The sequence below is a fragment of the Streptomyces sp. NPDC048197 genome (assembly GCF_043202395.1).
GTDB classification, from domain to species: domain Bacteria; phylum Actinomycetota; class Actinomycetes; order Streptomycetales; family Streptomycetaceae; genus Streptomyces; species Streptomyces siderophoricus.
Genome location: NZ_JBIDAJ010000021.1, coordinates 106167 through 130451, shown reverse-complemented (window position 1 = coordinate 130451; position 24285 = coordinate 106167). Strand labels below are relative to the sequence as shown.

Genomic DNA, 24285 nt, shown 5'->3' with positions numbered 1-24285 from the left:
CACAGCAGGCAGTGCAGGAGAACGAAGATCCACGGGATCCTCCGCTCATGGTGACGGAGTGAGCCGGGCCAGTCGGCCCGGCTCGTCAGGCGTCCCCGCGGGGCTGGAGGGCTACGAGGTTTCGAAGCCGCGGGGCAGCAGCAATGCCGAGTCCGTGTGGAGCGTGATGCGCACCGGTGCGGAAGCGGTGGTGTCCAACGGCGATTGCCCGGTGCCCAGGTTGCGCACGTAGCGCGGATGGGCACCTCCGCTGAGCTGCCAGCGTATGCGGTGACCGACGGCGAAGCGGTGGGCGGTGGAGCTCATCGGCACGGTGACCTGCGAGGGCTTCTGGTCGCCTGTCCGGAGCCGGCCCAGCCCGTCACAGATGTTCACGGAGCGGCCTTGTGGGTCCACGTCGCACAGTCGGGTGAACACGTCGGCGTGGCCGGTGTCCGTGGAGAGGGTCAACCGCGCGGAGACCGGACCGAGGATGTCCACGGGCTCGGTGAGCGGCGGGCCGGTGAACGTCAGTACGTCGTCACGTGCCTCCAGGGTGCCGTTGTCGCGAGAGCCGGCGGTACGGGAGAGCAGCGGGCCGCCCACGGACGGAGTGGGGTCGGCCGGGTCGTAACGGAACGACGCCAGTGCTGCGGAGTCCGTGGGAGCCTGCTGGGTGAGCTGGCCCCGCGCGAGGGGGAACCATGACGTGACGGCCGGGGCCGACGGCCAGTCATCGATGTCCCGCCAACCGTCCTCGCCACCGACGTGCACGCGCACCCTTGTGGGGCGGAGGCCGGAGGGATCGCCGTTCAGATGGGCGCGCAGCCAGGCGAGGCTCTCGGCGAACACCTCGGGCCACCCTTGTTGCACTGCGGAGGTGTGGGTCCAGGGGCCGACGAGCAGGGCGGTCTCGGAGCCGGCCCGGCGCAGTCGGCCGTACTGTTCGAGGTTCTGGTCGAGCAGCACGTCGTGCCACCCGCCGATCAGACTTGTGGGCACCTTCAGGCGATCCGCCGACTTGGCCAGGGATGTGCCGTGCCAGAAGGCGTCGTTGGCGTCCGGATGCGTCAACACGTCGTCCAGCCAGGGTATTTCGCCGAGGGCAGTCACGTATGAGCCCCGAAGCGGCTGCGCGGTGGTGATGTCGCGCAGGCGTCTGTGCAGACGCAGGCTCGCTTTCAGCAGCGGTGCGATCCCTTGGTGCTGATACGTCATGCCTGCGCCGACAGCCAGGGCGTTCTCCAGGTGGAGCACACCGTCCGTGTAGAAGAAGGCGCAAGGATCGTGCAAACCCATCTGTACCACCATCGCCTTCAGCTCCGGTGGCGGGTCCGCGGCAAGGGCCCACTGCACGTATCCCAGGTAACTGGGGCCGATCGTCCCCAGTGTTCCGTTGAACCAGGGCTGCTCGCGCAGCCAGGTCACCGTGGCTTGGCCGTCGGCGGCCTCGTCGCGCCACGGACCGAACTCACCGCCCGAGCCGCCGGTGCCGCGGCAGCTCTGCAGGACCACGTGGAAGCCCTGTTCGGCGAAGAGCATGCCGTACATGGGGGACCACGGCAGGCCCCTGCCGTACGGCGAGCGCACCAGGAGGGTGGGGAAGTCGCCCTCGGCACGCGGGAAGTAGTGGTCCGTGATCAGCGGAGTGCCGTCGGCGGCCGGCACGACCAGCCCCGGCTCCCATCCGGCGTCATGCAGTTTGTCCGGGAGCCGGCGCCAGCTCGCCCTCAACATCCGTGAGGACAGCGGCGGCTTTCCCGTAGGCGGCACCCAGGACGGCCTGGCCATGGTGTCGGGTATGCGTGAGGACATGCTCCCCCTCCTTTATTACGTACACTGTACGAGGATAGGGGATGTTCGGGTGACCTTGGCAAGTGCTTCCGCGGGACTGAAGTGCCTCCGCAGGACCGGAGGAAAGAGCAGGATGACTGGGGCCTTCGTCGAGCCGCGACAAACATCGCGGGCAGTGCGATGCGGGTGAGGGGTGCCTCAAGCAGGTGGAGGAGTGCGAGGCTGGAAGGCTGGTCTTCCTCGGTCGTTGAGCAGCCGCCGTACGGTGCCGCCTTCACGGACGGGCCCGGCAGGCAATGACAAAGGCAAGGAGGTCATCCACTCCTTGCCACTCTCAACATATAGCGCATGGGGGGCCTTGCGGCAAGGCCCCCTTCGTGCCGCAGAATCACCGGCCGAAGCACTGCGCGTCATGGCCCCATGGCGCCAAGGCGTCGGGGGGTCGTGAGGTCACGGCCACCAGTTCCGTCACACCAGTTCCAGACTCCTTGCCGCGCGCAACGGTCGCGAGCGAAGCGACCTCAGATCGGAGCCAATGCCGTGAACCCGCTGACCACCAGCGTGTTTGACCTTCCCGACCACCTCTCCCCCAAGGCCGATCCGGCACTGATCGCCGGCGACGAACAGCACTTCGCGGCCATTGCCGAGAGCCTTGAGCAGACGATCGCCGAACTGTCCGACCGCCTCGATGCCGAGCGCAAGGCGCCCGGCGGCGTGGGCCGGCAGGCGATGGACCGGGACGCGGAGATCCACCGGCTGACCGCTCGCCTGCGTGCCCTGCGTCGCTTCGGTTTGGACCTGTGCCTGGGGCACATGGTCAGCGCGGACCACACCGAGCCCGTGTACATAGGACGACTTGGCCTCACCGACAGCACGGGCCGTCGGCTGCTGGTCGACTGGCGCTCCCCCGCCGCTGAACCGTTCTTCGGAGCCACCCACGCCAACCCGATGGGGCTGGCCGGTCGCCGCAGGTATCGCTGGACCCGCGGCCGGATCAGCGACTACTGGGACGAGGTGTTCACCGCTGACGGGCTTGAACGGCACGCCGCGCTCGACGACCAGTCGGCCTTCATCGCCAGTCTCGGCAGCAACCGCTCGGCACGGATGCGCGATGTGCTCGGCACCATCCAGGCCGACCAGGACGCCATCATCCGCGCCGGGTCCCGCGGCGCTCTCGTCGTGGACGGCGGTCCGGGTACCGGCAAGACCGTCGTCGCCCTGCACCGCTCCGCCTACCTCCTTTACTCCGACCCTCGCCTCAGTCACCACCGCCGCGGTGGGGTGCTGTTCGTCGGACCCCACCGGCCCTACCTGGCCTATGTCGCCGACGTCCTGCCCAGTCTCGGAGAGGAGGGCGTGCAGACGGCCACCCTGCGGGACCTCGTCACCGAGGGAGCCGCAGCAACCCTTGAGGCCGACCCGGACGTGGCCCGCCTGAAGTCGTCCGCGGACATGGTGAAGGCGATCGAGACGGCCGTCAGGTTCTACGAGGAGCCGCCCGCCGAGGGGATGACGGTCACGACCGACTGGTCCGACGTCTGGCTGAGCGCCGATGACTGGGCCGAGGCGTTCGACGCACCAGAACCAGGCACTCCGCACAACGAGGCACGCGAGCAGATCTGGGCGGAACTGGGCACCATACTGCTGGACAAGCTCGACGCCGACATCTCGCCCGATCTCTTCCGGAGGTCGCTGGCGCACGACGAAGTGCTGGTCACCACCCTCAACCGCGCCTGGCCGCTGCTCGAAGCGGCCGACCTCGTCGGCGACCTGTGGTCGGTACCCGCCTACCTCCGGATGTGCGCTCCCTGGCTGAGCCGCGAGGAGATCCGCAAGCTGCAGCGCAAGGACGCCCCGCAGGCCTGGACGGTGTCCGACCTGCCGCTCCTGGACGCGGCGCGGCAGCGGCTCGGCGACCCGGACGTGGCCCGGCGCAAGCGCCGGCACGAGGCCATCCTCGCCGCCCAGCGCGAGCGCATGACGCAGGTCGTCGACAACCTGATCGAGGCCGCGGCCGCCTCCGGCGCCGACGGTGACGACGGCGAAGGCCTGGTGAGGATGCTGCGCGGCGCGGACGCCCAGGTCAGCCTGGTCGACGAGTCCGAACTGCCCACGGCCGACCTGGACCGGCTCGTCGGCCCGTTCGCCCACATCGTCGTGGACGAGGCCCAGGAACTGACCGACGCCGAGTGGCAGATGCTGCTGCTGCGCTGCCCGTCCCGGAGCTTCACCATCGTCGGGGACCGCGCCCAGGCCAGGCACGGGTTCACGGAGACCTGGCAGGAACGTCTCGAACGGATCGGCCTCGACCGGATCAACCTCGCCGCCCTGAGCATCAACTACCGCACGCCGGAAGAAGTCATGACGGAAGCCGAGCCGGTCATCCGCACGGTACTCCCCGACGCCAACGTGCCGACCTCCATCCGCAGCAACGGCCTTCCCGTCCTCCACCGTTCCGTGTCCGAGCTGGACTCCGTCCTCGACACCTGGCTCGCCGCCCACGCCGATGGGATCGCCTGCGTCATCGGTGCTCCCACGGTCCGGACGACGCCCCGCGTCCGGTCGCTGACCCCACAGCTGTCGAAGGGGCTCGAGTTCGGCCTGGTCGTCCTCGTCGACCCGGAAGAGTTCGGCGGGGGCATCGAAGGGGCGGTCGACCGCTATGTCGCGATGACCCGGGCGACCCAGCAACTCGTCATCCTCACTGGCCCCTGACGCCGGCTGCCGGGCGACCGTCCGCTGCCAGTGGGATATTCGCTCGCCCCGAAAAGGCGGTTCCCAACCCGGTGTGAGCAAGGTCGGTGATTGGCATCGAAATTCCGGGGAAGCCACTCGTAGTCTGTGACGCTACAGACATCGCCAACACCGCTCATCCCACTGTCAAACACTGTCAACACGAAAGAGCGCCGTCTCACCTCGTGCCTTGTGACTGTTGGGACGGTACGGTGTCGTGCGATCACGCTCATCGCTGTGAGGTTAGGAAACGCATGACTGACTCCGTTCCCATGACTGATTCCGTTCTCGTTCAGACAATCGAAAACCTCGAAAACACCCTGCCGGGACTTGAGGAGCAGGAAAGGCTGTTGCGCGAGCAACTCGAAGGGGTGGTCCAACGCGTCAGGTCCACCCGCGAGGCCCTGGAGCACCTGCGCGTCCTGACCGGCACCGCTGCTCCCGTCAGCCAGTCGTCGCCCGCCGCCTCACCGGCCCTCCCGCCCGAGGAGCCTGCGGCCGTCGAACCGGCAGACAGCGCCGGCCAGGACTCGTCCGAGCCCGATGCGGCTGTCGCGCCGGAAGCGGCCGAGGAGCCGGAGCGCACGGCGTCCGTCGTGCCACAGCCTCGTTCCGCAGGCACCACGCGCCCCAAGTCCGGCACCGCCAAGTCCAGCCCCGCCAAAAAGCGCAACACCAAGAAGGCGACGGCCAAGAAGGCGACGGCTGACAAGCCCAACAAGGCGAACCAGGCGGCAAAGAAGACTGCCGCCGCCGCAAAGCCGAAGGCGAAGAAGGCGGCTTCGAAGCGGGCCGCCACCGCCCAACCGGCTGACGAGGGCGCGGGCAGCCTCATTGATGCCGCGCTCACCGTGCTCAAGAATTCGAGCGTGCCGATGCGGGCCCGTGAGATCAACGCGGCCCTGGGTCGGGAGGCCACGCCAGGGCAGATCGAATCGGTTCGCAACACCCTCGACCGCGTCGCGCGGCAGCAGAAGCTGGTGACGCGTCCGGGGCGGGGCACGTACGCGGCGGTCTGACGCCACACACCTGCCAGGCAGGCTCCTCACCTGGGTGTCTCCTCGGAACCCCATCGGTACCTGCCGGCGGGTGAGGCGTGCCGCAGCGGGGTCGAAGCGGTCTGTGGAGAGCCGGGGCGGGAAACGCTTCCCATTCCTCGGCGGAGCCAGGACAGCAGGCGCCTGGGAGAGAGCAGCCGTTTGCCTGCCGCGGTAGACCGAGGGCGCCTGTTCCGGGCTTTCTGAGCCAGCCGGTGTTCGTTGGCCTGGCGTATGAGTTCCTGGTGGCGGAAGGAAGGCATCTGGGAGCGCATGGCCCTGATGCTCCGGCCTTCCCCAAGGGGAAGGTCAATCAGCTGATCAGTCAGTTGACTTGCCGCCACGGCTTCCTGGGTGAGCACCACGGTCCGCCGGTCGCTGACCGGGAAACCGATTGAGCAAGCGATCTTGGCCGTGGTACCACTTCGTGGTTCAGCACAGAGTCACGGGATGGGTAAGGGGTCGGTGGCATGCCACTCGGAGAACTGGTCAGACTGCGGGCGATGGGGCCGGCGGACGCCGAAGCGCTGTGGCGCTGGAATCACGACCCCGAGGTCATGCGGTGGATGGACGACACCTATCCCCACTCGGTCGAGCAGGTCCGCAGGTCGCTGGAGGAGCGCCCCCGCAACGCTTACGGCGACTGCTTGGTCGGCATCGAGGCGCTCGCCGACGACACGCTCATCGGCCTGGTCATGCTGCAGGACGCGGAGCCCGAGAAAGGCATCGCGAAACTCGATATCTACCTGGGCGAGAAGTCGTATTGGGGCAAGGGCTACGCCACTGATGCGATACGGACCATCTGCCGCTACGGCTTCGAGGACATGCGCCTGCACAAGGTGACGCTGACCGTGGTCACGGAGAACCATGCCGCGCGCAGGGTTTACGAGAAGGTCGGCTTCGTCGAGGAAGGCCGACTTCGTCAGGTCTTCCGCCGTGACGGCAAGTGGTACGACATGTTCACGATGGGCCTGCTGGCGAGCGAACTCCGCTGAGTCGATTCGAGGATTTCTGGATCTCCGGACCGAAACGCGACCGGAGCGACACGCGCTATGGGCCGGAAGGGCCGACCGTAGAGACGCCCGATTGCACGGCTTGCGAGGGGCCGAGAAGGAGGAACTCGTTCCCTTCGGGGTCGAGGAGCAGCTGCCGGCGTGACTGGTGCCTGCCGGCGTCTTCCCGTCCGACGTCCGCGGGTGAGGCGCCGGCGTCCAGCAGGCGGTTCACTTCGGTCGAGGGATCGCCGTCGCCGCTGGCCGTGAGCGCCAGCCGTATGCGGTTCGGGCCCGTTTGGGGTGCCACTGGCGGGCCCATGACCAGCGTGGGACCGCCACCGGCTGCCGAGGTGAGACTGACGCCCCAATCGCCCTCGTCCACGATGGACCAGCCGCTCGCCTCCGCCCAGAACCGGCCCTGGCGGCTCGGATCGGCGGCGTCCTGGCATATCTGGGCAAGCCGACCCTGCCCGTGTGCCCGGGGCAGGACACAGAATTCGTTGCCTTCCGGGTCGGCGAGCACCTCCCACGGGACCGCACCCTGTCCGATGTCCAGGCAGGTGGCACCCAGGGCGAGCAGTCGCCGCACTTCGTCCGCGTCGCCCGCGAGATCGAGGTGTACGCGGTTCTTCCCGGTCTTCGGCCGCACGGAGGGGACGAACACCAGCCCGACGTCACCCGCGTCGCGCGGACGGATGCCCGTCCCGTCGGCGAGCGGGCCATCGATGATCCGGTTGTCGGCGGTGGGCTCCCATTCCAGGGCCTGGGCCCAGAAGTGGGCCAGGCGCAGGGGGTCCGACGCCTCGATGACGACCGTGGTCAGCTTCGTTGGCATATGAGGTCTTCTCCTGTCAGGCCATCAGTTCCCGTGCGGGTCGCTACGCCCCGTTCGCGTACCGGCCGAGGTGATGCTCGCAGGCGTCCCGGGCCGCGGCGGACAGCAGGTCGTACGAGCGGGCGAACAGCCGGTGGAGGGACGGGCCGTAGCGCTGGGCCAAGTCGGTGTTGTGCATCAACACGTCGAGTTCGTTGGCGGCGGTGATCTCGAGGAAGGCACGTACGTCCGGCTCGGGCGGGGTGTGTTCCTGGCCGGTGCAGCGGTTGCGGAAGCGGATCGGGCGTTCGGACCCCAACCGTGGATAGACGACTTCGCGGTCGCAGCTGGCGTAGAGGTGGACCAGCGCTTCTGCCCGTTCGCCGATCAGTTGGGCCAGGACCGGGCGCTCGGTGACGTCCAGCAGGGTTTGAGCGAACCCGTCGGTTCCGTACGCCGCGTGGCACAGTCCCGCGACCTGCACGGTCGGGTCGGCGCCCCACTCGCCCAGTAGTTGCGCGACGCGCCTCAGGTGTTGCAGGAGTGTTCCTCCGGGGTGGGGCATACGGTCGGCACCGCGGGAGCGCAGGAAGTCCTCGATGTCTGGCCACGCCGTCACACGCCCCGAGCCGCTTACCGAAGGGCCATCGTCCAACGGGTCCATGCGCTGCATCACACCACCTGTTGTGCGGTGCGGGCCACCTCTGCCACCAGGCGGGCCATGACCGGGGTTTCGACGCCGTGGGCGGTCCCGGCCCGCAGCACGGCTCCCCCGATGGCGTCGAGCTCGAGCGGGCGGCCGGCCTCGGCATCGCGCTGCATCGAGGACTTCATCGTCTGCGGGGCGCCGTCGAAGAACGACAGCAGGGATTCGACGGTCATCGGCGCGCCGGCGGCCCGCGCCACGGTGGTGATCTCGTCGAGCACGGCGACCAGTTCCGCTCTCCGCTCACTGCGGACGGCTCCGAGGTCGGCCCCGTAACGGGTGGTGAGCAGGGCGAACGGGGCGAGGAAGGCGAGCTTGTCCCAGATCATCGCGGTCTCGTCGGTGCGCAACGTCACCGCGAGACCGACCCGCCGCAGACAGTCCGCGAGCCGGTCGAGCGGTGCCGCGGACGTGGCGGGCGGCGCCGCGAGTTCGAGGCGGGCGAAGGGGCTGGTGTGGACGATGCGGCCGGGTGCCGTGCGGGTGGCCTCGACCTTGATCGTCCCAGCGGCGACGGTGGCCGAGGGGTAGCGCTGGCGGAGCACCGTGAGGTGGTCGAGGCCGTTGAGCAACGGGACCACCAACGCGTCGCCGAGGATGCCGGCCGGTACCCGCTCCAGCGCCTCGTACAGAGCTGTCTGTTTGACCGTGACGAAGACGGCGTCCACCGGCTCGCGCAGACAGGTATCGGCCTCCACGGCTGCGGTGAAGTTCCCGTACTGGGCGCTCTCGACGTGCAGGCCGTCCTGGCGCAGGGTGGCTGCGGTCCGTTCGCCGGCCAGGCAGCGGACGCGGTGTCCGTCACGGGCGAGCAGTGCGCCGATCAGACCGCCGACACCGCCGGGCCCGAGGACGGCCACCCTTGGGTTGGTTGGGCTCATGTGCGCTCCTGTCCTTGTTGCGGGTCGGCACCCGCCATACGTTCGCGCGTCCGGATCACGCGAAAGCAGCGGGCGGGTTGCCGCCCTGGGCCCTGCAACGATGATCAAGCCTCACCGAAACCCAAGTCAATCCAGGGTTTTGCTAGGCGATCCCCAAGCAATAGCTTGGGGATCGCTGTGGCTCTTCAGGAAGTGTGATGTCAACTGCGTTCGTTGGATGGGTAGTTGGCTGCGTGTGCGACGGGGCGGGTCCTCTGGACTGTCGTTAGAGCGTTATCCATTCCCTTGCGGTGGTGACCTCGTCGAGGAGGTCGGTGAGCGGCTCGGTGCCGAGGCCCGGGCCGGTGGGGACGTCGAGGTGGCCGTCGCTGAGGACGAAGGGGGGCGTGATGTCGGTGGCGAAGTAGCGATGGGAGCCGGAGGTGTCGCCGGGGAGGGTGAAACCGGGCAGGGCGGCGAGGGCGACGTTGGCGGCGCGGCCGATGCCGGTTTCGAGCATGCCGCCGCACCAGACGGGGATGCCGTGGGCGCGGGCGAGGTCGTGGATGCGGCGGGCTTCCAGGTAGCCGCCGACCCGGGCCGGTTTGACGTTGATGATGGAGCAGGCGCCGAGGGAGATCGCGGCCGCGGCGTCGGCGGCGGACTCGATGGATTCGTCCAGGCAGATCGGGGTGCGCAGGATCTTCGCGAGCTGGGCGTGCTGGACCATGTCGTCGTTGGCGAGGGGCTGTTCGATCAGCAGCAGGTCGAAGGCGTCGAGCTTGGCCAGGTGCTGCGCGTCCACGAGGGTGTAGGCGGCGTTGGCGTCGACCTGGAGGAGGAGGTCGTCGCCGAAGCGTTCGCGGACGGCGCGGACCGGCTCGATGTCCCAGCCGGGTTCGATCTTCAGCTTGATGCGGACGTAGCCCTCGGCGACGTAGCGGTCCACGGCGTCGAGCAGTTCCGGGACGGAGTTCATGATTCCGACCGAGACGCCGCAGGGCACCCGGTCCCGGGCGGCGCCGAGGTAGGAGCCGAAGGACTCGCCGGCGATGCGGAGTTGGGCGTCCAGGACCGCGGTTTCCAGCGCGGACTTCGCCATGTGGTGACCGGTGAAGGGCTCCAGTATCCGTCCCACGGCGGCAGCGTCCACGCCGTCCTTCGGCAGGGCGGGGATGAGGAACTTGCGCAGGACGTCCTGTGCGCCGTCGACGTACTCGGAGCAGTAGCGGGGCTCGGACATGGCCGCGCATTCGGCCCAGCCCTCGCCGTCGGGGGTGACGACGCGGACCACCAGTACGTCGCGGCTGGTCTCGACGCCGAAGGAGGTGCGGAACGGTGCGACGAGCGGCATCGCGATCCGGCGCAGTTCGATGCCGGAGATCTTGGTCTTCATGGTCAGGTGACTCCTGTTGAGGGTGGCAGGTTGAGGGGTGGCAGGTGGAGGGTCAGGCGGGTGGTCAGGTGGGGGTGCGATGGACGACGTAGCTGCGTCGGTCGTGGAAGCCGATGACCTGGGCGCCTTCGGCGAGCAGGCCACCCAGGGTGTGCCGGACGGCCAGTCGCCAGGCGCGGGCCGCGGCGGGGTCCTGCCGTCGGAGCGCCTCGATGTCGTCGGGCAGATCGATGAGGACGGTGGCGGCGTCGGCCGATGCGGTTTCGGGGCGGCCGGCGCGGTTCCGAAGGGCGTGCACTGTGCCGGTGAGCCCTTCGGATACGTTGCCGGGGCCGGGGGTTTCGGTGGGTGCGGTCAGGTCCCAGGCGGTGAGGACGCGGTCGGACTCGTCGCCGCCGTTGATGGCGTCGTCCATGGCGCCGTAGAAGGAGGTCAGGTACTCCTCGGGGCGGGCGCCCAGTTTGACGAGGTTGAAGTAGGCGTTGCGGCGGATGAGCGGGTCGTAGGTCCAGGTGATGCGCTTCAGTCCGCGGGCGAGCGCCCACTGGCGCTGGTGCAGTTTGAGGGCCAGGCCGATGCCGCGGCCCATGGAGGCGCCGGTGATGTGGGAGTGCAGGGTGGTGGCTATGGGATCGCCGAAGAAGGCGACGGAGGCGCCGACCAGCCGGCCGTCCTCGTACGCCCCGGCCACGTAGTTGCCGGCGTGCGACAGGGCGCGCATGACCTCGGCGGAGACGGGCGGGCCGGTGGTGTCCGTTCCCCAGATGCCGGCGTAGAGATGACTGGCGGTGGCGAACTCCTCCATGGCGTGGAGTTCGCGGATCTCGGGTCCGTTCATCGCAGTGCTCCGACGAGGTGGGCCAGGAGCCGGGCGCGGGCCGGCATGGCGGCGGTGCGGACGTGTTCGTGGTCGGCGTGCGCGCCGTCGCCGACGGCGCCGAGTCCGTCGAGGGTGGGGCAGCCGGCTCCGGCGGTGTAGTTGCCGTCCGATGCTCCGCCGACGGCCGCTTGCCGCAGCGGGCCGAGGCCGAGCTGCGCGGCCTGTTCGGTGGCCAGGGCGAACAGTTCACGGGAGGCGTCGGCTTCCAGGGGCGGGCGGTTGGGGCCGCCGTCGACCTGCAGACGGGCGCCGTTGGCCTGCGGCTGCAGGGTCCGGATGAGCTGGTCGACCGCTTCCTGCGCCGCGGTGTTGGGAACGCGCACGTCCACATGCAACTCGGCCCGTGCGGGCACGGTATTGCTCGCGGTGCCGGCCGACATCAGCGTCGGGGTGAGGGTCGTCCCCGGTCCGGTGCGCGCCGTAACACCGTCGGCGATGTGTTGCAGGGCGAGGAGCTGGTGGGCGAGTTCGGTGGCCGCGTTCACGCCCTTCTCGGGCTCCAGCCCGGAGTGGGCGGCCCGGCCGTGCACCGTGATGTCGTAGGCGGAGACGCCCTTGCGGCTGGTCTTCAACTCGCCTCCGGGGGCCGAGGGTTCGAGGACGAGGGCGGCCGTGCACTGGCGTGCGAGGTCCTCGATGAGCCGGCGGGAGGTGTCCGAGCCGACCTCTTCGTCGCCGGTGACCAGTACGCAGAGGCCGTCGAGGGACGGGAGCGAGGCCAGCGCGTGGAACATCTGGACCAGGCCGGCCTTCATGTCGAAGACGCCGGGTCCGCGGGCGATGCCCTGCTCCACCGACCAGGGATGGGTATTGAGGGAGCCGATCGGCCAGACGGTGTCGTGATGGCCCAGGAGCAGGAGGCGCGGCGTTCCGAAGGTCCATTGGACGTGGGTGACACCGTCGATCACCAGCGTCTGCGCGGGGGCGCCGAGCAGCCTGCCGCCCTGTGCGGCGACGACCTGGGCGCTGCGGGCCACGGCCGCGTGGTCGGCGGAGTAGGACTCGCAGGTCACGAGTTCCTCGAGGTCGGCGAGCATGGCGTCGAGGCCCGCCGGACGGTCCGCCCGCGCGGAACGGGAATGGTCATGATCATGGCCAACCGGCATGTGAGTCCTCCTGAGTGGGATGACCGCCACGCTAGGCACGCTGACCAGGGCCGGGTTGGTAGCCCGGTGACAAACTGAGGCGCCGGTTCGTGCCCACGACCGAAGCCATGGAGAACGGCGCTGCCCGGCGGGTCGGACGGCTCGCCGGGCAGCTCTGGAATCGCCGGGCGCCTCGGGAATCGCCGGACGCGCCTCGAATCGATAGAGACGGACATCTGCGTGACGCACTCGGCGATCCAGCTGCACCATGCGGGCAGGCACGTCGTGGTCGTGGACGATGCCGCCTACTCGCCGGGACAGGCACATGAGCGGGGCCCACGGCGCCTCGCCGGCCGAGGCATCGACACGCTGTCGGCCAAGGAGCTGTTCTACGACTGGGTGCGCACCATCGAGTGTGCGCACACCTTCCACGACACCCACGCGGATCCGGCGGTCCCGCCGGGCGTACGTCTCTGACGCCCTGCTCGCGGAGCGGCTGTCATTCCGCCGATGCGGAGGGGACCGAGGCAGTGGGAGTGGGGCAGGCAGCGGGAGTGGGGCCCGTGCCTCCGGGGCGTGCCCCACCGCTCTCGGCCGGGCCCATCAGGCGGAGTTGGAGCATCGCGGCAAAGCGGGCGGACGGGTCCTGCAGGTCCAGCTGCCCCACCTCGGCCACCCGGCGGATGCGGTAGCGGAACGTATTGGGATGGACGAACACGCTCGCCGAGGCGGCGATGACGTCTCCGAAGGCGTCCAGCCACGCCCGCAGCGTCTCCACGAGGTGGGCGTTGTGCTTGGTGTCGTAGGCCGCCAGCCGGGCGAGCGGGCCGGAGAGCTCGTCGCGGTTGGCGATCGCGAGGTCCCGCATCTCGAGGAGGAGGGCGTCGACGTACACATCGGCGATCGAGGCGACGCGCTGGGCGCTCTCGCCGCTGAGCAGTACGCGGAGCGCCCGGTCGGCGTTGGCCCGTGAGCGCGGGAGGGCGGCGGGCTCCTGGGCGACCGGGCCGATCCCGATGACGGCCCCGGCCCGGTCCCCGGTGCGCTGGAGAAAGTTCGCCGCCACCTGCACGGCACGTTCCCGGGCGTGCGCCGAATCCCCGGTCACCGGGAAGAGGGCGTACGCCACGTCTCCCAGCAGCGCCACCGCGGAACGGGGCTGGACCGCGGTGAGGTGCACAGCCAGGGCGCTGGTGAGGCGCTGGCGCTCGGCGGTGAGGTGGGCATGGTCCTCGCCGGCGCCACGAGCCAGGCCCATGGCCATGACCAGGGTGGGTTCGGTCACCAGGTCCAGCCGGCCGAGCGCGTGGACCGCCCCTCCCCCGCCCTCCAGCGCGGTCGTGACGAGGTCGGCGCGCAGTCGGTTCTCGGCGTCGGTACCCGCGCGGAACCGGAGCATGTGGAGCGCGGCGAGCTTGGCCGCCTCCCGGAACGCCTGGTCGCGCTCGGGCGTGAGCGGTTTCCGCAGCGCCGCCCACACCGACCCCAGGATCTCGTCCCCCGCACGCACCGCGATCGCCACGCGGGGCAGCGCGACCTCGTCACCGATGGCCGGCGGAGGAATGTGCACCGGGCCCTGGCTGCGGAACAGCTCCTTGAAGACCCCGTGCTCCTCGTGGACGCGCAGATAGCGCTCGGGCACCTGCCGGGCCAGGATGCTCTCCACACGGGCGGTGTCCGCCTCGTCCTGCCGGCCGGAGAAGGCCAGGATCCGCGAGCGGCGGTCCTCGATGGTGATCGGGGCGTCCAGCAGGGTGGCGATCGCGTTCGCCAGCGCGAAGAGGTCACCGGACGGCACGCCGCCGAGCGTGTGTGCTCCCGCTTCGCCGACGTCGCCCTCGGACAGCAGCGTGCGCAGCATCGCCGCCAGCTGGGCCCAGGACGCACCGCGGGTCAGGGCCAGCAGCGCCACACCGGTCTCGGACACGACCTCTTCGAGCTCGTCCGCGTCCTCGACCGGGCCCCGGACCACCAGGGCCGCGGCCCCATGGGCGGCGAGGTCCCGCAGGAGACGGGACGTCTGCTCTGCGCCATGGACCCCGACGCCGAGCACGATGGCACGCTGCGGGTAGTGCTGCTCGTCATGCGGATCGTGGATGCCGACGCCGCCGATCTCCCCGGCCGCCTCGGCGTCGCCGTGCTCCAGATCCAGGAGGGTGGAGCCGAAGTCCTCAAGCACCCGGCTCAGGCTTCGGGCGCGGTGCGTCGACATGTGCCTGATCATCTCCGCAGGTTAGGACCGTTCCGGGTCCCCGGCTTGGTGCGTGCGGACGAGGATAGGCGAGGAGGTCCGTATCGGGGAACGAAGTCGGTTTCACCGGGGGGCGAGCTTGGACGCTCACGAAGCGGGGGGACCAAGAACACGGTTGATCACGAACGCGGTTGCCACGAATCCGCGGGATGAGAGCACCTGTTTCGGTACATGCGGCGACGACCACCTGTGCGCCCCGCCCCGCTGGTGGCACCGGCGTGGAAGTAGCCGTGCTGCTGGGTCACTTCGGGGCGGCCAGGGAGCACGATGTGCACGCGGCCGGGGCCGATATGCGCTATCCGGGCCCCGAGGTGGCTCATCAACCCTTGACGGTCGAAGCTGTCCTGGATGCGCTTCTGCACCTCGGGACTCGCCTCTGCCGGCTGCGTCTGCTCTTCCACGTGCTCTCCTTCGACGGACATCACGGTGCCGCGACGGACATCTTGGTGCTGCGGCGGACGTCACAGGGTTTCCCCGGACCTCACGGTGTGCGTACGAGCGCGGAGCAGGTTCGTCAGCCGACCAGGCGTTCCGCCAGTAGGAACCCGCCGATGACGATCATCATGGCACCGGAGACGCGGGTGACCGCCCGGGCCGCCGAAGGACGGGTCTTCAGGACGGTGCGGGCCAGGACGCCGACGGAGAGGTAGACGAGGGCGCAGGTCGTCATGTGAAGTGCGCCGAGCAGCCCGGTCTGCGCGGCCACGGGCCAGGCGCCAGCGGGATTGATGAACTGCGGGAACAGCGAGAAGTACAGCAACAGCGCCTTGGGGTTCAGGCCGCTGATCCCGACGCCCTTGAGCATGATCCGTCCGCGCGAGGCGGCCATCGATGAGGAGGTCATCGTCTCCGTGGACGCGCCCAGGGCCCCCGGCCGCGACAGTACGCCCCAGCCCAGCCAGATCAGATAGGCGGCACCCGCGACGGTCAGTGCGGTGAGCACGGTCGCCGAGCTCGCCACGACCATCACCAGGCCCGCGACCGCGAGCAGCGTGTATCCCGCGTATCCGGCTATCAGCCCGGCGACCGCGGGAACCACCGACCGGTCCCGCAGCCCCGCCGAGATCGCGAAGGCCCAGTCCGCGCCCGGAGTGAACACCAACAGCAGATCCACCGCCAGAAAAGCCGCCAGCGTCGTCGTGTTCATCGATCGTTCTTCCCTCTCACGTGCCTTGTTCTGAGAGGGAAGGCTAGGCCGGACATGCCCGAAAGTGTTTGCGTTCTTACCCCAAGATCGCGGACGGTGAGGGAGAATCTTCTCCATGGATGCCCTCGACCGGAAAATTCTTACCGAGCTACAGCAGGACGGCCGCCTGACCGTCACCGAGCTGGCCGCCCGCGTGCAGCTGAGCGTCTCGCCCTGCCACCGCCGCCTGCGCGATCTGGAACGCGAAGGGGCCATCCGCGGCTACCGCGCCGTCGTCGACCCGGCCGCCGTCGGTCTGAACTTCGAAGCCCTCGTCTTCGCCACCCTGCGCTGGGAGGACCGCGACACGGTCACCGCCTTCGAAGAGGCCGTGACCGCCATCCCGCACGTCCTCCAGGCCCAGCGCCTCTTCGGCGAACCCGACTACCTGCTGCGCGTCGCCACCACCGATCTGGCCGCCTACCAGCAGCTCTATGACGAGCAGCTGGCCACGCTGCCGGGCGTCCAGCGGCTGACCTCGACCCTCGTGATGAAGCACGTCATCGACGACCGACCGCTGCCCGAGTAACCGACCACTGCGCGAGGTGCAGCCCGGTCCGGATGACTGGCCAGGCCGGGACGGAGAGGGCGTGAATGAAGAGCTCTTGCCTGGAGACGTCGTGACTGGAGAGGTCGTGACTGGTCCGTATCGGGTGAAGGAGTCCAGTCACGACCTGTTGCCGACCGGGATTCCTAGAGGTGCGTTGCCAAGGCGGCGTACACCCTCCGCCAGGCATCCGCGCCGGCCTTCGGTTCGTAGTCCTCCGGGCGGTCTGCGCAGGCGAAGCCGTGCCGGGCACCCGGGTACGTCACCAGCTCGTGCGGCACCTTGGCCTCGGTGAGCCGCTGCTCGGCCTGCTCCCATTCCTCGGCCGGGATGATGTGGTCCAGCTCGCCACGGAAACCCAGCAGGAAGGCGCCGCCCGCGGCGATCCGCTCGCTGGTCTCCAACGGAGGCACCGGCCCGACCAGCGGGAAGCCGCTGTTCAGCAGCCACCCCGGATAGAAGACAGCGGCCAGCTCGAAGCTCAGCTCGGTCGCCGCCCGTAGCGCGATGTGTCCGCCCATGCTCAGCCCGAGGAAGGCCACGCCCCGCTCGCCGGCCGCCGCGCGCGCCGCCGTCAGTGCCGCCGAGGCGTCGGCCACCAGCTCGTCCCGGTCCAGCGCCCGCATCAGCACCAGACCGTCCTCGCGCTCCTCGGCCGAGTACCCGAGCGCGGTACGGCGAGCATTGCGCCAGTAGTAGTCCGGGGCCAGCGCCACGTACCCGGCCGACGCCAACTCCGCGCAGGTGTCGCGAACGTAGGCGTTCACTCCGTACAACTCGGAGCAGACCACCACGGCGCCCCGTACCTCGCCCACCGGGCGGTGCACATACGCCTCGATGCCACCGGCTTCGCCCAGTCTTTCCCACTGACCAGTCATCAGTCCCCCGTGCCTCGATCGCTGAATGTCGCCGCAATACTAGGCTCACGCAACGTCCGTCACACCGGACATGGGAAAACACCCGGATACGTCCCGATGCACTCCAGTGAGGTCGCGACCGTCGTGCTCGGCCGACGGCCCACAGGTGCGCTGTCAGTGGCCCGCACTACGGTGTCGCGCATGACCAACCTCAGTCACTGGACCACTCCGGCGGACCGCATGGTCCGCGGCGGCATGGGCAGATGCGATATCACCATTCTCCAACCGCCGTTCTTCACGGCGACCGCGCACAGCCTCCCGGCCAACGACCCTGTTCGCGCACGGGAGTTGGCCCGATCCTTCGGCACCGTCGAGGAGGTGTGGGAAGAGATCGAGACCCGCCCCGCGCACCCGCCCCTGTACCTCGTCGAACGGTCCGACCTCGACCAGATACAGGCCGGGGCATGGGGCCCCGTACTGGGGATCAGCGATCCCGCACTCGGCGACGACGGCAACGGCACCCCGCTGCTGTACGAGGTGGGCCGGCTGCGCGAGCGCTACCCGGACGCGCGGATCGTCGGCCGGGTGGAGGTGGACTGCGGCGAGTCCCATACCGAGGACATCGTGTGGCTTCCTGACGGCACGATGTTCCATGCCTCCGGTTGGCCCGGGATGGACCCCTGGGAGTTGACCGGCGACCCGCACGCGGTTGCCGCCGCCCTCGGCGTCACCAGCGACATGTTGGAGGAAATCGACGTCGACCTGGACGCCGAGCCGGAGGAAGTGGAGTGGTCCGCCTTCGTCGGCCTGGCCTTGGGGGAGGCCGACCCGTGGCCCTGGACGCACCTGGAGACTTCCGTACTCAGGGTCCGCCACACCGAGAGCCACACCCGCCGCATGGAGAAGCTCTACTTCCTCGGCAGCTGAACACCTCAGCCGTACTTCCGGAGAAGCTCTGCTTCCTCGGCAGCTCAACACCTCAGTCATACTCCCTCGCCAGCTGACCTGCCTCATCGGAACGACCGGAGAACACCGTGCCCTCGATACATGCGAGAGATGACTTCGCGACCTGGGAGCCCGTACTGCGGCTCCTGCGGGCCGCCAACATGGAGAGCCTTGCCGCGCCGGGCGGCCACGTGGCGGGCCGTATCGGCTCGCACTTGTGGAGTCTGCCCCTGCAGCGACGGTTCCCGCCGCCCGGCCAGGCCGCCCAGGTCGCGGACATGCAGGACGAGTTGCGCGCGGTGAAGCGGGTCCAAAGCGCGCTCGCGAGCGCCGGCAGCGACGACGTGTCGTTCGTCGCGGAAACCTCGCCGAACGGGCGGGCCGCGCTCCACCTGATCGGTTCCAGCCCCGCGGTGGAGGCCGGCCTCGGTCCGCATCCGGGTTCCCTCCTCCTCGTTGAGGACGCGGTCCCCGAGCCCTGGCGTCGGCTGCCCGAACCGGTGCCCGGTGCGGCAGCGGCCCCTTCCGTGGATCTGGCGCTGCTGGAACGTACCCTTCGCGAGCGCGTCCCCGGTGCCATCGGCGCGACCGAGGCTGAGCTGGTCGCCACGGAGGTGCGTCTCGGTGTCGCATTGCCCGACGAGCTCAAGGTCCTCTACCGGGTCACGCGGGCGAAGTGGGAGGACTGGGGTGACGACCACGAAGCGGCGGAACGGGAGGCCCAGGCGGTCGGTTGCGAACTGTTCCCGCTGGATGCCCTGTACATCGCCGACGCCGCCTCCCGTCCCTGCCGTTGGGAGTTCGGCGCCATGGAGGCGGTCGTCACCGCGTCCGACGCCGCGGTGCAGGGGGTCGTCGGCTCGCCGGGCTGGATCGTCTTCGGCGACAACGGCGGTGGCGACCGGATCGCGGTCGACCTGACGCCCGGCCCGCGCGGACACACAGGGCAGATCATCATCCTCAGCCATGAGGAGAACATCGGTGCCGACCTGGTCGCCGACTCCCTCACCGACATGGTGCTGAACGGGCCCGAGCCAGAGCGCGGCAGCCATCGCACGGACCGGCCGCCGGTCGTGGCCAGGGTCAACATCCGGAGTCTGAGCAGTGTGCAGGCCGCCGCGCACGCCGGGCTGGAGGTGCTGAGCATCGGCGTGTGGGACAGTGAGCCGCTCAGCCTGGCTCCCGTCATCGGGCTGCCCCGGCTACGCACCCTCACCGCCTACCCCGGCACACTCGCCGACCCGCTGGAGATCGCCACGTTGACCGGGCTGGAGTTTCTGAAGCTCGGCCCGGAGGAGTGGCGGGTCCTCCTCGATGCCGAAGCCGTCCCGCGCGGCCTGTCGGCCGCCGCCATCGAGGTGCACAGCAAGGGCGGTCGGCATCCGCTGTCGATCGTGGCCCTCGCCAATGAGCTCCTCGCTCTCTGGGACCGTCCCCCGATCACCCGGACCCTCCTCGAAGGCGATCTCGGCGTCGTGTCGTAGTGGCCCCGGGCGCCCTGAGTTCTCGCGAGCGCGAGAGTCAGTGTCGCTGCCGCCGACGGCTCTGCTTCACCTCCCGGTCGATGGCCCAGGCGTCGGCGACCGGTCCGATGTGGCCGAGCTTGTCGGGATTGATCACCGAGCGGATGGTCTGGATCTGCCCGTCGAGCACATCGAGCGCCATGGTGTTGAGCACCTTGCCGTCCCGGTCGCGGAAGATCGCGCCCGGCTGACCGTTGATCTCGTGCGGCTCGAACGACACGTCGATCCGGGCCATCCACGGGAAGACGGAGGCGAGCAGCCGGGCCACGCTCTCGGCGCCCATGACGGCCCTGGCCAGCTGCGGGGCCTTGCCGCCGCCGTCGCCGACCAGCGATACGTCGGCGGCGAGCAGGTCCTGCAGGCCGGCGACATCGCCTTCGCGGAGCGCGTCGAGGAACCGCGACGCCAGTTCCTCCCGCTCATCGCGGGCCGCTTCGAACCGCGGCCGCCCGGCCTCCATATGCCGCCGCGCCCGCACCAGCAGCTGCCGGCACGCCGCCTCCGACCGCCCCACCGCCGCGGCGACCTCGTCGAACCCAAAGCCGAACACCTCCCGCAGCACGAACACCGCCCGCTCCAGCGGGCTCAGCCGCTCCAGCAGCACCAGCGCCGCCATCGACACCGAGTCGGCCAGCTCCACCGACCGTGCCGGATCCTGATACGGATCGCTCAACAGCGGTTCGGGAAACCACGGACCTACGTACTCCTCGCGTCGCACCCGTGCGGAACGCAGCACATCGATCGAGATCCGCGTCACGGTGGCCGACAGGAAAGCCTTGGTCGATATGGGCCGAGTCGCCGAACCGTCAAAGCGCAGCCACGCCTCCTGCACCGCGTCCTCGGCCTCCCCCACGCTGCCCAGAATCCGGTACGCGATCGAAAACAGCAGGGGCCGCAGCTCCTCGAACTCCTCGACCTTGTTCACGTTCACCCAACTCCCCGTTGTGTTGCTGCTGTTGGGCTCGGGGCCCCTCGTCGGACCCCGAGCCGGTCACGCTTGTGCCGATCAGTGGAACTGCCCCGGCTCGTAGTCGCCGGCCGGCTGCTGGGAAATGACGTTCAGCCGGTTCGCCATGTTCATGAAGGAGATCAGGAGTACCAGGGCGGTGAGCTGCTCCTCGTCGTAGTGCTTGGCGGCGTTCGCCCACACCTCATCACTGACCCCACCGGCCGCATCCGCCACCCGGGTCCCCTCCTCCGCCAGCTGCAGCGCGGCACGCTCCGCCTCGGTGAAGACCGTGGCCTCGCGCCACGCCGCGACCAGATTCAGGCGCACCGAGGTCTCGCCGGCCGCGGCGGCCTCCTTGGTGTGCATGTCGATGCAGACGGCACAGCCGTTGATCTGGCTTACGCGCAGTGACACCAGCTCCTGCGTCGCGGCCGGCAGCGGCGCGTCCTTGACCGCCTTGCCGGCCGACATGACGTACTTGAGGGCCTTGCCGGCGATCGGGCTGGCGAAGAAGTTCAGTCGCGCGTCCATGATGTACTCCTCTGCGGTCATCGGTGACTACACCCTTGAGACGGGGCAGCCCCACGCCCTGTGACATGGGCGAATGTGACCTGCATCTCGGCGAAGGCGAGGAGCTTATCGCTGCCGGTGCGGGACGGGGTGACGCTGGCACGCAAGCGCTGATGGGGCCCCAGGGACACCGCACCAGGCACCAGGCACCCCACAGCACAAAAAGGCACGACACAGCACCAGGCATCCCACAGACAGGGGACGCAGAACGTGGCGGAGCCCGGGAGTCGTATCCAGCTCCCGGGCCCCTGGGGATGCCACCCAATTGCGCACGCCGGCGGCGTTTAAGAGGACGGATCAGTCATCAGGCCGTCGTGTTCTTCCTTTGAACTACCGCACCGCGGAGAGGTGCAGGCGAGATTCGAACTCGCATCCGACGGCGTTCGTCCGTCCTCGGTCGATCCGGCGATCGGCGGCAATGCTGAAGCTGGAGCGAGAGTCTGAGATTGATGCGGGATTGCCTCTGCCATGTTGGGCTACCCCGGCCCGTGGTGCCGGGGGAAGGACTCGAACCTCCACTGTGACCCGCGTCTTCAGGCTGAACTTCAGTTTCAGCTTGCGCTCATCACACGGACCGGTCCTCAGTCCGGCCCGTGTCTGTTGCGCACCCCCGCGCTCGCACGCGGGGGCGATCATGGATGCTACCTGCGGTCGTCGTCAGCCGAAGAGGTAGCCGAACACCGCGTCGCCGACGCGCTGGTCGGTGACCTCGGCGCCGTTGGCCTCCTCGCGGGCGAACTTGACCGCCTGCTGGAGCTTCTCGACCCGCTCCAACAGCTCGTTCACCCGACGCGCGGGAAGCGCTCCGGAAAACTTCACCGTGGTCCAGTAACCGATCGGCACGTCTTCGTAGTACACCTCGACCTGTGCCGGGTGCTTGTCGGTCGCCTCCGCCTTGACGTGGTTGCGCGGGACCTTCTTCGTACGGATCGTGCGGACCGGGTCCGTCTTCCACCAGTCCGTGGACGGGTCGAGGGACCAGGACTCGGCGGCATCCAGCACCGGAAGCTTCTTGACGAAGGCATGCAGGTCCGTGAGCTGCTTCTCCAGGAACAACAGGTAGCTGACCGGAACCTCGGCGAGGATCGTCCGGCCGTCGACCGTGACGTCGGCACGGGCCGTGCAGTTGGCCCAGTCCTTGGTGGCCGTCACGTCGAACAGGCGGGTCAGCGACGCCGACATCTCGCGCAGCACGTCCTCGGCCTGGACCTGCACCCGCGTGGACTCGGGCGGCAGTTGTTCGCCCTCTTCATCCTTGGGCTGGTACGTACGCGAGATACCGGCCAGCAATGCGGGCTTCTGCACCCTGTGGTGAGCCGCGGTGATGTCCTGGAGCGACTTGCTCTTGACACCCTTTTCGACAGCGATGATCTGGTTCAGCTTCGCCACTTCGTCCCCCTTCGAACAGCAGAAACATATCCCACAGATCACGCACGCTCGAACGCTTTTCGACCTGCGGGCACCATGTCCGGCCGCAGTCGATACGCACAGTGCTTGGTTTTCCCAAGTTACTCCTTGGAACTTCCAAGTCCTGCCGCTACGCTGCCTTCCCATGGTCAACAGCAGCAGGGAAGACGGATACCAGCTCTCCACGGACCCCGACCGCCTCGACATCGGCCTGGTGCACCGCTGGCTCTCGACCGATGCGTTCTGGGCGCTGGGCCGCAGCCGGGAAACGGTCGAGCAGTCGGTGCGCAACTCCCTCAACTTCGCCGTCCATGACGCCACCGGCTCCCAGGTCGCTTACGCACGTGTCGTCACCGACCGGGCAACCTTTGCCTGGCTCTGCGATGTCTACGTCGCTCCCGCACACCGCGGGAAGGGGCTCGCCACCTGGCTCGCCGGTGCCGTCCGCGACCACCTTGCCCCGTACCGGCTCAAGCGCGTCATGCTCTCCACGCTCGACGCTCACGGGGTCTACGCGAAGGTTGGATTCGCCCCCGTCCCGAACCCCGAACAACTGATGATCCTGAGCCCCGCGCCGCACCATGAAGCGACCGGCCACAGCGCCAATTGACCGGGGAGTGGACGACTGAGCCGGCCGCTCGCTGCGAGGCGAGCCAGGCCGGAGAAGGGTACGGGAGTCAGCTGTGCGTGTGGTGATCTTGTGTGGTGGGGAGAGCTCGGAACGCGATGTCTCCCTGGCCTCGGGCCGGTCGGTCGCCGGGGCCCTGCTTGAGCGGGGGCACGAGGTGGTGCTGGTCGACCCGGCCGCCGAGGTGCCGGTCCTGGCCGGGCCGCTGCGGCCCGGCGACGCGGTCGACGGGTTCGCGGTGGGCAAGGAACCGCCGTCCCCCGCAGGCCTGCCTCGGTTGAGACGGCGGATGCACGCCGCCTTGACCGGCGGTCCCGTCCTGGAGCTGCTGCGCGACGCGGAGTTGGTGTTCCTGGCGCTGCACGGCGGCTGGGGCGAGGACGGGCATGTGCAGGCGCTGCTGGAGATGACGGACGTACGGTTCACGGGCGCGGGCAGCGCGGCATGCGCGGCGGCCTGGCACAAGGGGCGCACGCAGGCGGTACTGGCTGCGGCAGACGTCCCGGTGACCGAGCGGGTGCTGTGGCGGCCGGCGGCAAGTGACCTGCCGGCGGCCGTGCAGCGGCTGGTGGCGGCGGGTCCGGTGGTGGTCAAGCCGGTTGCGGACGGTTCCAGCGTGTCGGTCCATTACGTCGACTCGCTCCCGCAGCTGGCGCGGGTGGCAGCCCGGACGCGCTCCGGTGAGGCGGAGCTGATCGTGGAACCGTTCCTTTCCGGGCGGGAGTTCACCGTGGCCGTGGTCGGCGGCGAGGTGCTCCCCGTGGTCGAGATCGAGCTGACGACGTCGGTGTTCGACTACACGGCCAAGTATCAGTCCGGGGCGGTCAGCGAAGTGTGCCCGGCACCGGTGCCGACCGAATTCGCCTCCCGGCTACAGGAGTTGGCCCTGCGTGCCCATCAGGCCCTCGGCTTCGGCGGCAACTCGTACTCACGCACCGACTTCCGCTGCGACGCCGGCGGCGAACCGATGTGCCTCGAAGTCAACGCGCTCCCGGGCCTGACAGCGACGAGCCTGCTGCCGCTCGCGGCGACAGCGGCAGGCTGGACCTACCCCGACCTGATTCAGCGCCTCATGGACCTTTCACCGCGCTGAGGTGCAGGTCTCACTTGTCTGCGGGCAGGCCGGGGCCCGGGCGGCTGCGC

Annotated in this window: 22 protein-coding genes and 1 pseudogene; 9 read left to right on the top strand and 14 right to left on the bottom strand. The window is 69.3% G+C overall.

All coding sequences use genetic code 11. The features are described 5' to 3' along the window. Positions 1–111: 111 nt before the first annotated feature. Positions 112–1794 (bottom strand): CocE/NonD family hydrolase, encoded by a 1683-nt coding sequence (locus tag ACGF4C_RS25795; protein WP_393569182.1) that lies wholly within the window; start codon positions 1792–1794, stop codon positions 112–114. Between the two features lie 519 nt (positions 1795–2313). Here ACGF4C_RS25795 and helR point away from each other — a divergent pair. From helR to ACGF4C_RS25780, 3 genes are all read left to right on the top strand, one after another. After that, positions 2314–4488: an RNA polymerase recycling motor ATPase HelR gene (gene helR, locus ACGF4C_RS25790; RefSeq protein WP_393569181.1), complete on the top strand. Its 2175-nt coding sequence runs from the start codon at positions 2314–2316 to the stop codon at positions 4486–4488. 272 nt (positions 4489–4760) lie between these two features. Further along, on the top strand, positions 4761–5525 hold the full coding sequence (locus ACGF4C_RS25785) for a hypothetical protein (protein ID WP_393569180.1): 765 nt from the start codon (positions 4761–4763) through the stop codon (positions 5523–5525). A 488-nt stretch (positions 5526–6013) separates the two neighbouring features. Further along, entirely contained in the window at positions 6014–6538 is a 525-nt protein-coding gene (locus tag ACGF4C_RS25780) for a GNAT family N-acetyltransferase (protein WP_393569179.1), read from the top strand. Between the two features lie 55 nt (positions 6539–6593). On the opposite strand, the gene ACGF4C_RS25775 is transcribed toward ACGF4C_RS25780, so the two are convergent. The 6 genes from ACGF4C_RS25775 to ACGF4C_RS25750 form a co-directional block, all read right to left on the bottom strand. After that, positions 6594–7373: a VOC family protein gene (locus ACGF4C_RS25775; protein WP_393569178.1), complete on the bottom strand. Its 780-nt coding sequence runs from the start codon at positions 7371–7373 to the stop codon at positions 6594–6596. A gap of 43 nt (positions 7374–7416) precedes the next feature. Beyond that, on the bottom strand, positions 7417–7971 hold the full coding sequence (locus ACGF4C_RS25770; protein WP_393569177.1) for a DUF6817 domain-containing protein: 555 nt from the start codon (positions 7969–7971) through the stop codon (positions 7417–7419). 53 nt (positions 7972–8024) lie between these two features. Continuing rightward, positions 8025–8939 carry a ketopantoate reductase family protein gene (locus tag ACGF4C_RS25765; RefSeq protein WP_393569176.1) on the bottom strand — a complete coding sequence of 305 codons (915 nt, stop codon included), beginning with the start codon at positions 8937–8939 and terminating at the stop codon, positions 8025–8027. Positions 8940–9204: 265 nt separating this feature from the next. After that, positions 9205–10314 (bottom strand): o-succinylbenzoate synthase, encoded by a 1110-nt coding sequence (menC, locus tag ACGF4C_RS25760; RefSeq protein ID WP_393569175.1) that lies wholly within the window; start codon positions 10312–10314, stop codon positions 9205–9207. A 64-nt stretch (positions 10315–10378) separates the two neighbouring features. Beyond that, positions 10379–11152, bottom strand: coding sequence for a GNAT family N-acetyltransferase (locus ACGF4C_RS25755; RefSeq protein ID WP_393569174.1), 774 nt, complete (start codon positions 11150–11152; stop codon positions 10379–10381). Beyond that, complete coding sequence (locus ACGF4C_RS25750) at positions 11149–12231, bottom strand: M20 family metallopeptidase (RefSeq protein ID WP_393569202.1); 1083 nt, start codon at positions 12229–12231, stop codon at positions 11149–11151. The genes ACGF4C_RS25755 and ACGF4C_RS25750 overlap by 4 nt, the downstream gene beginning before the upstream one ends. A gap of 288 nt (positions 12232–12519) precedes the next feature. On the opposite strand from ACGF4C_RS25750, the gene ACGF4C_RS25745 reads away from it, so the two are divergent. Next, on the top strand, positions 12520–12756 hold the full coding sequence (locus ACGF4C_RS25745) for a hypothetical protein (protein WP_393569173.1): 237 nt from the start codon (positions 12520–12522) through the stop codon (positions 12754–12756). A 22-nt stretch (positions 12757–12778) separates the two neighbouring features. Here ACGF4C_RS25745 and ACGF4C_RS25740 read toward each other — a convergent pair whose 3' ends face one another. The 3 genes and pseudogenes from ACGF4C_RS25740 to ACGF4C_RS25730 all read right to left on the bottom strand — a co-directional run bounded on the left by ACGF4C_RS25740 (position 12779) and on the right by ACGF4C_RS25730 (position 15677). Then, positions 12779–14491 (bottom strand): PucR family transcriptional regulator, encoded by a 1713-nt coding sequence (locus ACGF4C_RS25740; RefSeq protein ID WP_393569201.1) that lies wholly within the window; start codon positions 14489–14491, stop codon positions 12779–12781. 221 nt (positions 14492–14712) lie between these two features. Then, positions 14713–14931, bottom strand: a pseudogene (locus tag ACGF4C_RS25735) (PaaI family thioesterase); the annotation flags it as partial. A 113-nt stretch (positions 14932–15044) separates the two neighbouring features. Further along, a complete protein-coding gene (locus tag ACGF4C_RS25730) occupies positions 15045–15677 on the bottom strand; it encodes a LysE family translocator (RefSeq protein ID WP_393569172.1) in 633 nt (210 codons plus the stop codon). A 115-nt stretch (positions 15678–15792) separates the two neighbouring features. Between ACGF4C_RS25730 and ACGF4C_RS25725 the strand changes: the two genes are divergently transcribed. Further along, positions 15793–16245, top strand: a complete 453-nt coding sequence (locus ACGF4C_RS25725; protein WP_393569171.1) for an Lrp/AsnC family transcriptional regulator — start codon at positions 15793–15795, stop codon at positions 16243–16245. Between the two features lie 164 nt (positions 16246–16409). Here ACGF4C_RS25725 and ACGF4C_RS25720 read toward each other — a convergent pair whose 3' ends face one another. Continuing rightward, positions 16410–17141, bottom strand: coding sequence for a dienelactone hydrolase family protein (locus tag ACGF4C_RS25720; protein WP_393569170.1), 732 nt, complete (start codon positions 17139–17141; stop codon positions 16410–16412). Between the two features lie 180 nt (positions 17142–17321). Here ACGF4C_RS25720 and ACGF4C_RS25715 point away from each other — a divergent pair, with 180 nt between their 5' ends. Together ACGF4C_RS25715 and ACGF4C_RS25710 are read left to right on the top strand one after the other, a co-directional pair. After that, positions 17322–18047: a DUF6333 family protein gene (locus tag ACGF4C_RS25715; protein ID WP_393569169.1), complete on the top strand. Its 726-nt coding sequence runs from the start codon at positions 17322–17324 to the stop codon at positions 18045–18047. A 107-nt stretch (positions 18048–18154) separates the two neighbouring features. After that, positions 18155–19549, top strand: a complete 1395-nt coding sequence (locus ACGF4C_RS25710) for an SMI1/KNR4 family protein (RefSeq protein ID WP_393569168.1) — start codon at positions 18155–18157, stop codon at positions 19547–19549. Positions 19550–19586: 37 nt separating this feature from the next. Here the strand turns inward: ACGF4C_RS25710 and ACGF4C_RS25705 are convergent, their stop codons facing one another. The 3 genes from ACGF4C_RS25705 to ACGF4C_RS25695 all read right to left on the bottom strand — a co-directional run bounded on the left by ACGF4C_RS25705 (position 19587) and on the right by ACGF4C_RS25695 (position 22496). Beyond that, the gene (locus tag ACGF4C_RS25705) at positions 19587–20513 is read right to left on the bottom strand and encodes an RNA polymerase sigma-70 factor (protein ID WP_393569167.1); all 927 of its coding nucleotides are present in this window, start codon (positions 20511–20513) and stop codon (positions 19587–19589) included. Positions 20514–20594: 81 nt separating this feature from the next. Continuing rightward, positions 20595–21068 (bottom strand): carboxymuconolactone decarboxylase family protein, encoded by a 474-nt coding sequence (locus ACGF4C_RS25700; protein WP_393569166.1) that lies wholly within the window; start codon positions 21066–21068, stop codon positions 20595–20597. Between the two features lie 696 nt (positions 21069–21764). Next, on the bottom strand, positions 21765–22496 hold the full coding sequence (locus ACGF4C_RS25695; protein WP_030410348.1) for a hypothetical protein: 732 nt from the start codon (positions 22494–22496) through the stop codon (positions 21765–21767). 163 nt (positions 22497–22659) lie between these two features. On the opposite strand from ACGF4C_RS25695, the gene ACGF4C_RS25690 reads away from it, so the two are divergent. Next, complete coding sequence (locus ACGF4C_RS25690) at positions 22660–23124, top strand: GNAT family N-acetyltransferase (protein ID WP_393569165.1); 465 nt, start codon at positions 22660–22662, stop codon at positions 23122–23124. A 73-nt stretch (positions 23125–23197) separates the two neighbouring features. Beyond that, complete coding sequence (locus ACGF4C_RS25685; RefSeq protein ID WP_393569164.1) at positions 23198–24235, top strand: D-alanine--D-alanine ligase; 1038 nt, start codon at positions 23198–23200, stop codon at positions 24233–24235. Positions 24236–24285 lie beyond the last annotated feature (50 nt).

What these genes read in the sequence shown, in the direction of transcription:
- ACGF4C_RS25765 (WP_393569176.1), bottom strand. Translation starts at nt 8,939, where the DNA reads ATGAGCCCAACCAACCCAAGGGTGGCCGTCCTCGGGCCCGGCGGTGTC.
- ACGF4C_RS25730 (WP_393569172.1), bottom strand. Translation starts at nt 15,677, where the DNA reads ATGAACACGACGACGCTGGCGGCTTTTCTGGCGGTGGATCTGCTGTTG.
- ACGF4C_RS25785 (WP_393569180.1), top strand. Translation starts at nt 4,761, where the DNA reads ATGACTGACTCCGTTCCCATGACTGATTCCGTTCTCGTTCAGACAATC.
- ACGF4C_RS25720 (WP_393569170.1), bottom strand. Translation starts at nt 17,141, where the DNA reads ATGACTGGTCAGTGGGAAAGACTGGGCGAAGCCGGTGGCATCGAGGCG.
- ACGF4C_RS25750 (WP_393569202.1), bottom strand. Translation starts at nt 12,231, where the DNA reads ATGCTCGCCGACCTCGAGGAACTCGTGACCTGCGAGTCCTACTCCGCC.
- ACGF4C_RS25725 (WP_393569171.1), top strand. Translation starts at nt 15,793, where the DNA reads ATGGATGCCCTCGACCGGAAAATTCTTACCGAGCTACAGCAGGACGGC.
- ACGF4C_RS25795 (WP_393569182.1), bottom strand. Translation starts at nt 1,794, where the DNA reads ATGTCCTCACGCATACCCGACACCATGGCCAGGCCGTCCTGGGTGCCG.
- menC (WP_393569175.1), bottom strand. Translation starts at nt 10,314, where the DNA reads ATGAAGACCAAGATCTCCGGCATCGAACTGCGCCGGATCGCGATGCCG.
- ACGF4C_RS25715 (WP_393569169.1), top strand. Translation starts at nt 17,322, where the DNA reads ATGACCAACCTCAGTCACTGGACCACTCCGGCGGACCGCATGGTCCGC.
- ACGF4C_RS25740 (WP_393569201.1), bottom strand. Translation starts at nt 14,491, where the DNA reads ATGTCGACGCACCGCGCCCGAAGCCTGAGCCGGGTGCTTGAGGACTTC.
- ACGF4C_RS25775 (WP_393569178.1), bottom strand. Translation starts at nt 7,373, where the DNA reads ATGCCAACGAAGCTGACCACGGTCGTCATCGAGGCGTCGGACCCCCTG.
- ACGF4C_RS25690 (WP_393569165.1), top strand. Translation starts at nt 22,660, where the DNA reads ATGGTCAACAGCAGCAGGGAAGACGGATACCAGCTCTCCACGGACCCC.
- ACGF4C_RS25780 (WP_393569179.1), top strand. Translation starts at nt 6,014, where the DNA reads ATGCCACTCGGAGAACTGGTCAGACTGCGGGCGATGGGGCCGGCGGAC.
- ACGF4C_RS25700 (WP_393569166.1), bottom strand. Translation starts at nt 21,068, where the DNA reads ATGGACGCGCGACTGAACTTCTTCGCCAGCCCGATCGCCGGCAAGGCC.
- ACGF4C_RS25755 (WP_393569174.1), bottom strand. Translation starts at nt 11,152, where the DNA reads ATGAACGGACCCGAGATCCGCGAACTCCACGCCATGGAGGAGTTCGCC.